This is a genomic window from Okeania sp. SIO2B3 (genome assembly GCF_010672525.1).
In the GTDB taxonomy this organism is placed as follows: domain Bacteria; phylum Cyanobacteriota; class Cyanobacteriia; order Cyanobacteriales; family Microcoleaceae; genus Okeania.
This window is the reverse complement of the sequence record NZ_JAAHGH010000182.1, coordinates 1-7975: the sequence shown is the minus strand read 5'-3', so window position 1 is coordinate 7975 and position 7975 is coordinate 1. Positions and strand designations below refer to the sequence as shown.

Annotated in this window: 7 protein-coding genes and 1 pseudogene; 6 read left to right on the top strand and 2 right to left on the bottom strand. The window is 37.8% G+C overall.

Annotated features, from left to right (window positions below; all coding sequences use genetic code 11):
- Window positions 1–406: 406 nt before the first annotated feature.
- On the bottom strand, window positions 407–2182 hold the full coding sequence (gene ggt, locus F6K15_RS36890) for a gamma-glutamyltransferase (RefSeq protein WP_293070952.1): 1776 nt from the start codon (window positions 2180–2182) through the stop codon (window positions 407–409).
- Window positions 2183–2558: 376 nt separating this feature from the next.
- Between ggt and F6K15_RS36885 the strand changes: the two genes are divergently transcribed.
- Complete coding sequence (locus F6K15_RS36885) at window positions 2559–2693, top strand: hypothetical protein (protein WP_293070950.1); 135 nt, start codon at window positions 2559–2561, stop codon at window positions 2691–2693.
- 609 nt (window positions 2694–3302) lie between these two features.
- Window positions 3303–3479, top strand: a complete 177-nt coding sequence (locus tag F6K15_RS36880; protein ID WP_293070948.1) for a hypothetical protein — start codon at window positions 3303–3305, stop codon at window positions 3477–3479.
- Between the two features lie 36 nt (window positions 3480–3515).
- Here F6K15_RS36880 and F6K15_RS36875 read toward each other — a convergent pair whose 3' ends face one another.
- Complete coding sequence (locus tag F6K15_RS36875) at window positions 3516–3758, bottom strand: hypothetical protein (RefSeq protein ID WP_363269505.1); 243 nt, start codon at window positions 3756–3758, stop codon at window positions 3516–3518.
- Window positions 3759–4019: 261 nt separating this feature from the next.
- Here F6K15_RS36875 and pgsA point away from each other — a divergent pair, with 261 nt between their 5' ends.
- From pgsA to F6K15_RS36855, 4 genes and pseudogenes are all read left to right on the top strand, one after another.
- Window positions 4020–4538, top strand: a complete 519-nt coding sequence (pgsA, locus tag F6K15_RS36870) for a CDP-diacylglycerol--glycerol-3-phosphate 3-phosphatidyltransferase (protein ID WP_293070946.1) — start codon at window positions 4020–4022, stop codon at window positions 4536–4538.
- A gap of 996 nt (window positions 4539–5534) precedes the next feature.
- Window positions 5535–5771, top strand: a complete 237-nt coding sequence (locus tag F6K15_RS36865) for a hypothetical protein (RefSeq protein ID WP_293070944.1) — start codon at window positions 5535–5537, stop codon at window positions 5769–5771.
- Window positions 5772–6054: 283 nt separating this feature from the next.
- The gene (locus tag F6K15_RS36860; protein ID WP_293070942.1) at window positions 6055–7092 is read left to right on the top strand and encodes an amino acid ABC transporter substrate-binding protein; all 1038 of its coding nucleotides are present in this window, start codon (window positions 6055–6057) and stop codon (window positions 7090–7092) included.
- A gap of 570 nt (window positions 7093–7662) precedes the next feature.
- Window positions 7663–7975 (top strand): annotated as a pseudogene (locus F6K15_RS36855) (hypothetical protein); the annotation flags it as partial.

Genomic DNA, 7975 nt, shown 5'->3' with positions numbered 1-7975 from the left:
GGAGGAGCTACGAATTGCGGAAACTCGTGCGCGGACGTGGAGGGAAGCGTTAGACTACCGCCAAGGAAGCAGCACCCTGTGTTAGCGGCAGCTATGCGAAGCAAAACGTCAACCCGCCGAGGAGCTATGGCTTAGTAGGAATCCCCGCGCCTTTAGGCCGGGGAGGATGTCAACCTACTCAAGTTTTATGATAATTGGCGATCGCTCTGGGCACAACGCCAGTTCTATGACTAACTAAGTATACCTTTTCCTCAAAAGATACCACTCAGGGGTTCTATAGATATTCGCAGCGATCGCGAATTTCTCAAATCATACCTTAATTCACCAACGCCCATTACCAAATATTTCCCCTATTCTCCTACTCCCCTACTCCCCCACTCCCCACTCCCCCCACTCCCCTACTCCCCTACTCCCCCACTCTTACCTCTCCTTCTCCACGAGGATCTGCTGCTGCTTGCAACATCCCATTTTCATCCAACACAACTACATTTGCATTTCCCCAACCATCACGCATTACAATATTATGTCCTCGCTGTTTCAACTCATTCACTGTTGCTTCACTAAACCCTCCCGTTTCCAAAAGTAATCTATCTGGCAACCATTGATGATGAAAACGAGGTGCAGATACTGCTTCGGCAGCATTCATTTGATGTTCCAACACATTTAAAACTACCTGCAACACTGTAGTAATAATTTTACTTCCTCCTGGAGAACCAGTTGCCATAATTAACCGGCCATCCTGTGTCACAATAGTAGGAGTCATACTAGACAAAGGGGTTTTTCCTGGAGCGATTGCATTTGCCTCACCTCCCACTAAACCATATAAGTTTGGTACTCCTGGAGCCGCAGCAAAGTCATCCATCTCATTATTTAATAATATTCCTGTACCAGTCGCTACTACTCCAGCACCAAACCTACCATTTATTGTATATGTCATACTAACAACTTTGCGCTCTCGATCTACTACAGTCAAATGAGTAGTATCTGGAGACTCCCAAAGATAACGCTCTAGAGTTTCTGGTGATGCGGGTTGTACTTCAGTAGAAGGTCTGACTTTCTGGATATTAATAGCTTGACGTTGCTGTTGAGCATAACTACGACTGGTTAATTCTCTGACAGGTACTTGTACAAAATCTGGATCTCCTAAATATTTGGAGCGATCGGCATAAGCAACCCGCATTGCTTCAGTCAGTAAATGAATAGTATCAGGATTTTTATTGCCCCACTCTTGCAAGTTAGTTTCGCCAACAATATTCAATATTTGCAGTAGATGAACTCCTCCAGATGATGGTGGCGACATGGCACAAATTTCCGCTTGTCGAAAGTTGCCACAGATAGGTTTGCGCCAAATTGGTGTATAATTTTTTAAGTCTTCTAATGTAATTAAACCTCCATTGGCAGCCATATCATTAGCGATCGCTTGAGCAATTTGGCCTGTATAAAAGCTTTGTGGATTTTTCGCAATGGTTTCTAGGGTTTGAGCTTGATCCTTTTGAATTAGTAAATCTCCTGACTGATATGCTTTTCCATCTTTTGTAAATATTTCTCTTGCTGCAGCATTTTTGTTAATGACCTCTAAATGTTTTTCTAATTCATTAACGAAGCGATCGCTTACTTCAAAACCATTCTGAGCATAACTAATAGCTGGTTGTAATAATTGTGACCAAGGTAATTTCCCATAGTTTTTATGAACAGAATACAACCCCGCAACAGTTCCAGGCACTCCTGCTGCCAAATGTCCATCTAGACTTGCTTTTTTGTCTACTTTTCCCTCTGAGTTAAGGTACATATTTTGGGTTGCTGCTTTGGGCGCTCTTTCCCGAAAATCTAATGCTTGAATTTTATACTGTTTCTGAGTTTCAGGATTTTCTGGGGGAATTCCTAATAGCAAGAAACCACCCCCACCAATACCTGCGGAAAATGGCTCTACTACTGAAATAGCGAAGGCAGTAGCAATGGCTGCATCTACTGCATTTCCGCCTTTTTGCAGAATTAATTTTCCTGCTTCACTGGCTAAGGGATGAGCTGATACTACTATACTTTGTTTACTGCGTTTTAATTCTGCTATGGGTGTTACAGATTTTGGAGAGTTTTGAGTACATCCAAATAGTGAAATGGAAATAGTGAGAAAAGTAGATAAGAGTATTTGGCTTTTAGTTTTAAGTAATGAAATTTGAGGCATTTAGCAAGTATATAAGATTTATTTTAATTTATAGCAGAAGGAAGAAGGAAGAAAGAAGAAGGAAAAAGGAAGAAGGAAGAAAACCTTTAGTTATCTAGGCAATAGACATCTCCTATAATAAAAAATCAAATCAATTATCACACATAAATTATCAATTCTTTCCCCTCCTGGGAGGGGGAGGGGCGAGGGGTGGGTTCCCTACTGCCTACTGCCTACTGCCTCTTTTGGTGGAGATGTCTAATTAGTTATCTACCAGAGAAGGAAAAGGCTTGCGTTGTTTGAGTTTTGAGCTTTTGGTATGTCAAAAACCTTTCCTTCGACTGCTATATTCAATTTTTGACCTCTTCTCAATACCAAGACTATCTTCTGCCATGAGATGTGCGACCTATTGGCCGAAAAGTTAGCTAAAATGTTTAGTAGAATAGGCCATCTTATAGAACCCCTGAGTGGTATCTATTTAAAAATAGAGGAGGAGATGGGGAGACGGGGAGATGGGGAGATGGGGAGATAGGGAGATGGGGGGATAGGGGGATAGGGAGATGGGGAGATGGGGGGATAGGGAGATGGGGAGATGGGGGGATAGGGATATCAGAACATTTTTCTACCTACTTGGTGTGCTACCAGGTGCGCTATCGGACGGCGCGGGGTCTCATCCGCTTTTTCCCCTAAACTCCAGTTCCTGAATTTCCACTGGCTCGCTCAGACTGAGGACGGAAGCCAAAAGCACATACCGCCTGTAAAGTTCCCACTCAGGGGTTCTATAGAAATCCAACAGAGCTGTTACGCTGTAAAATAGAATTTAATATTATTCCATAATTCTGTTCCTGATTCAACAATTAATAATTAACAATTATTAGTTATTAATTACCTCTCTTGAAAACGGATGGGATTGGTGAAAAGAATTTTTTGGGTTTATTTATTCTTTAAATTAAGAGGCTTTAAATCTTAGATTCTAAGGAAGAGGGAAGAATCTTGCGTTGTCTGAGTTTTAAGTTTTTGAGACCTCAAATATAGTAATAGCGATTTTTCCAATTGTGACTTAATTCTATAAACGCTACGATGCTACCGCACATGATATTACACTAAAATTGTTCCGTTAGCATCAGAAACTGTTAAAGTTATGCTAGATCTTTTTGTTGCAGAAGTTCCTACAATAAAAGTGAATAATTTTTCAGTTGTTGAACCTAAGTTTTTGTTGTTCTTATATGGAATTAAACATAGTAGCAATCACTGCTTTGCAGTTCAAATTGCCCATCAACTTTTACAACAAGGAATTAATCCTGTTGGACACCTATAAATGGCAAATTATCAACAGTTTATATCTCAATAATAATTAGGAATATTCACTATCCTCATCAAACAATTCTGTATCGAAAGTTTGCAGGACATCATTTAATTCAGCCTCTGAACAAGATGTAATTAAAACATCAAAAACATCTAGCAACTTAGCGGCAGTTTCTCCCAAAGTTGGACTCATTCCCCAAACATCTTGCACCCAATCTTGAGGACGTTCCTTGTCAAAAATTAACCGTTCTAATAATTGCTTTGCTTCTTCTTTTGATACAGGCATAATCATAATTTGAATCAATTAAATTAATCTCAATAATTGTATAACAACCAGGGGTTCAATAACCCATAATATAGTAATCCTAAATCATTCGCGATCATTTTTATTGCTTCGGTGTTTCTGATTCCCTGTTCCCTATTCCTTTGCGTCTGACACCGACGCGGGGTCGCACCGCTATTCCCTAAAATCTACAATATCTCACAACTCAAATAAGATTGCTATATCAAACAAATAAAACTTTTTTAACAATTAATAATTACCACAATATTTATGAATATACCTAATTGGATTACCTTTTCCCGTCTTCTGGGGATACCTTTAATTCTTTACATTCTCAAGACTCCTACTAATCAGAATCTTTGGATATGTCTAGTAATATTTTTAATTGCTTCAGTTACGGATTTTTTAGATGGTTATTTAGCACGAAAACTTAACCAAGTCAGCGACCTAGGTAAATTTTTAGATCCTTTAGCAGATAAATTATTAGTATTAGCACCTTTATTAGCATTAATTGAATTAGGCAAAGTTCCCGCCTGGGGAGTATTTTTAATTTTAGGTAGGGAATTAACTATAGCTGGTTGGCGCGTTAATCAAACAAAAATTTCAGGAGCTAATATTTGGGGAAAATTAAAAACAGTAAGTCAAATTATCGCCATTTCTTTGTTAATCGCTCCCTTACCAAAAGTTTGGGCAACTCCAGCTATAATTATGTTTTGGATAGCTGTGGCTTTAACGATAATTTCAGGAATAATTTACTTATGGCCTTATCAAGAAGTTAGTAATAGTTGAAGAAGGTTTGAAGTGGTAGGTCGTAGGTTTTAGGTTTGAGATGAAAAAAGTTGACCATGCCACCTACAAATATTTACTTAAAGAAGCTTTGATACCAAGGGTGGAAAAAGAATGTTACGAATAATAAGGGCGATTATAAATACACCTACAGGAGATGTCCCTTTGACTAAAAAGATCAGTTCTGACCGAAGAAATAGTATCAAAGCTATTCATTTTGACTGTACATAGTACTACCGATGACTCTTCTACCTGACTCCTAAGAAATAAGCTAATGGTACTTAGACATTTTCTGGGATAAAAATGCCTAAAACTCAGTCTATACAAGGGAATTACATCAATATCTTAAAAATTGCTAAAACCCCTGCTGATTAAGGATGTATGCCTTTTTGGCGTAAAAAACTTTACCTGTCTATGTTTGAACCTATTTTTTACTTCTGTTTTGTGTAAGTCCCACTAACTATTTGTACTCAGGAGTAGTTTAGCTTAAAAATGAGACGTTTTTTCGTCTGAAACTCCCTCAGAGCAAGAAAGCTTTGTCTCAATCTAAAGTTAAATGACTATAAATATTTATTGCCCTTGGTATAAATGCTGAAAAACTGTTCCTCGGTACTACTTATCTACTAGCAATAACTTAATTATTGGTATAACAAAATACAGTTTTTTATACAAAAAAAGTATAAATTACCTGCCCCAAAAATATGTAAATCAACTTAACTTTAATTTTCGTTCCGATCAAATACCCATTAAACCTTTTGAGTCCCATCAAAAATAAGTAAAGAACAACATCGGTTTGTAAAGAGATTGGTAATAATTGTAACTTATTGTGTTTAACTGCTTCTGATATTAGTAGACTTCAGTTACTATTAACTAAATATAAAAGAATAGTTAAGAAAGCATAAGATTGGGAATATATGTGCTTTAGGCTACGTCTAGATTACTAACTGGCCTGTACCAATCTGCCAAAAAGATGATTATTTATACTCATAAGGAGATTCTATGACTCCCACAATGTTGCGTCAGGTTTGGTCTTTAATTGAAAACTCCCAAGCTACAACTTTAATATCCCTAGATGATGCCACCCTGGTTCAGTGGTTAATCAAACAGTTGAAAGCTAGAAATTCCCTAAATCGCAGGGAAGCAGATTTAATTAACGAATATATCCAGTCTCGGCTATCTTTAATTAGGGATTTAGCTGAAGAACGTTTGGGTAGCGAACCTTCACCATCAGTATAGTAAAAGTTCTACAGAAATATAGTTGTATATATTAAAATAATGTCAAATATAAGTAGAAACTATTAAAATAAATATAACTAAGAAAGAATTGGTTAGGACTTATGCTAATGACGAATCTTAGACTAGAAAGCATTTTTTCAACTGTTCCCTATTCCTTGTTCCCTGTTATAGAAAAAAAGTCGAAAGTATTGACTTGAAATCCTCCAGAAGCGATCGCCAAGTTAAACGTTATGGTAGTTTTGAATAGGTTATTTTTCCCAGATCAAAAAAATCATAATCAACTATGAAAAAGTGCTTATCTCTGCTAATAGCAACTGTGTTGATGGTACTACCATTAACAGCGTGCGAAGAAGAAAGTCAACAAGCCACCAGTCGTCTGGATATAGTAAAAGAGCGTGGTAAATTAAACTGTGGGGTAGAAGGAGCTATACCAGGATTTAGCTTTGTAGACCAAAATGGCAACTACTCAGGAATAGATGTGGATGTCTGCAAGGCAGTTGCAGCAGCTTTGTTTAATGATCCAAATGCTGTAGAATATCGTAATCTAGATTCAACTGAGCGTTTCACAGCTCTTAATGGTGGAGAAGTAGATATGCTTTCTCGAAACACTACTTGGACAGTAAGTCGGGATACCACCGTAGGTCTAGAGTTTGCCCCCACAACATTTTATGATGGTCAAGGGATGATGGTCCGTACTGATAGTGGGATTACATCTTTGGAGGGTTTGCAAGGCAAATCAATTTGTGTGGAAGCAGGTACAACAACAGAATTAAACTTAACAGACAATCTCCGTAAACGAAACATTGAAGCTGAGACATTAACATTTCAACAAGCAGACCCTGCTTATGCTGCTTATGCAGAAGGACGTTGTGATGGGATGACTTCCGATAAATCTCAGTTATTGGGTCGTCGTAGTACTCTACCTAATCCAAATACTCATACCATCCTAGATGTTACTATGTCCAAGGAACCTTTGGGTCCTGTGACGAAAAATAATGATTCAGCTTGGTTTGATGTGGTAAAATGGGTAACTTATGCCTTGATAGAAGCAGAAGAGTTAGGTATTACCCAAGCAAATGTAGATGACCTAAAGCAAAATTCTGAGGACCCTACAATCAAACGCTTTTTAGGAGTAGAGGGAGACCTGGGTGAAGGTTTGGGTTTGAGTAATGATTTTGCTTATAGAGTCATTAAGCAAGTAGGCAACTATGGTGAAGTTTATGACCGTAATTTAGGAGCACAATCTCAATTTAAGTTACCTCGCGGTCAAAATAACTTATGGACAAATGATGGGTTACTTTATTCTCCTCCATTCCGCTAAAAATTAATGTAAGCATTCAGTGGTCAGCTAGCCTCCTATCGGAGGAACTTCGTTAACAGCTATCAGCTATGAGTTATTTCATTATCGTACCGAAGGAGGAATTAGTCTCCAAGGAGTGAAATATGTTTGCTCCGCATTCAGACCGAAAGAAAAAGATTATCCGCTAACCTTAGTAATTGCTTGAATGTTTTCATGCATCTGTTTGCGTAGCATTCTGTAGGAAATGCTAATAGCTGAATGCTTACCTAAATAACACGGGAGCATGAAAGCCATCGTCTTTTAAGCGATGGATGAAAGGCGAGGAGTCGGATTTTAATCCGATGTATTTTATTTGACTAAAAAGCCATATTGAAAGCCCCCGTGTTTTAACCGGTGGATGAAAACAACCGAGTCGTTTAGACTAGACAACTAAAGTTGTATTATGCTATTATTACCCACAATAAAATTTCCAATCCCCGTTTCAAATGTACTCTTGTCAGCAAGTTTTAGTAGGTAAAAATCCCGAATTAATTGCTATTTTAAAATTCTTATGTGAACAGTCTCACAAGCTAACTAACATGGGAATATATTATGGTCGGCAATTATTTTTTAAATCTCACAAAACTCTGGGCAAGTTTGAATTGGAAAAGGTCTACAAAAAGAACTATCATTACAAAGTTTTACATCTCTCTTGCAGCACAACAAATATTGAGAACTGTAGCTGAATCATTTAGGTCTTATTATGGTCTTATTATCGCCTATAGTGAAGGAAAAATTTCAGACAGACCAAGGATTCCTAACTACAGAAAAAAAGGGGGAATGGCTACAGTAAGTTACCCCAAGCAAGCATTAAAGCTTAAAGATAATCAAATTAGAATACCACTAGGAAATACCTGTAAACGCT

Bases quoted from the DNA above. Each gene is read 5' to 3' on its own strand.
- F6K15_RS36880 (WP_293070948.1), top strand. From the start codon at position 3,303: ATGCTAGATCTTTTTGTTGCAGAAGTTCCTACAATAAAAGTGAATAAT.
- ggt (WP_293070952.1), bottom strand. From the start codon at position 2,182: ATGCCTCAAATTTCATTACTTAAAACTAAAAGCCAAATACTCTTATCT.
- F6K15_RS36875 (WP_363269505.1), bottom strand. From the start codon at position 3,758: ATGATTATGCCTGTATCAAAAGAAGAAGCAAAGCAATTATTAGAACGG.
- F6K15_RS36885 (WP_293070950.1), top strand. From the start codon at position 2,559: ATGTGCGACCTATTGGCCGAAAAGTTAGCTAAAATGTTTAGTAGAATA.
- F6K15_RS36865 (WP_293070944.1), top strand. From the start codon at position 5,535: ATGACTCCCACAATGTTGCGTCAGGTTTGGTCTTTAATTGAAAACTCC.
- pgsA (WP_293070946.1), top strand. From the start codon at position 4,020: ATGAATATACCTAATTGGATTACCTTTTCCCGTCTTCTGGGGATACCT.
- F6K15_RS36860 (WP_293070942.1), top strand. From the start codon at position 6,055: ATGAAAAAGTGCTTATCTCTGCTAATAGCAACTGTGTTGATGGTACTA.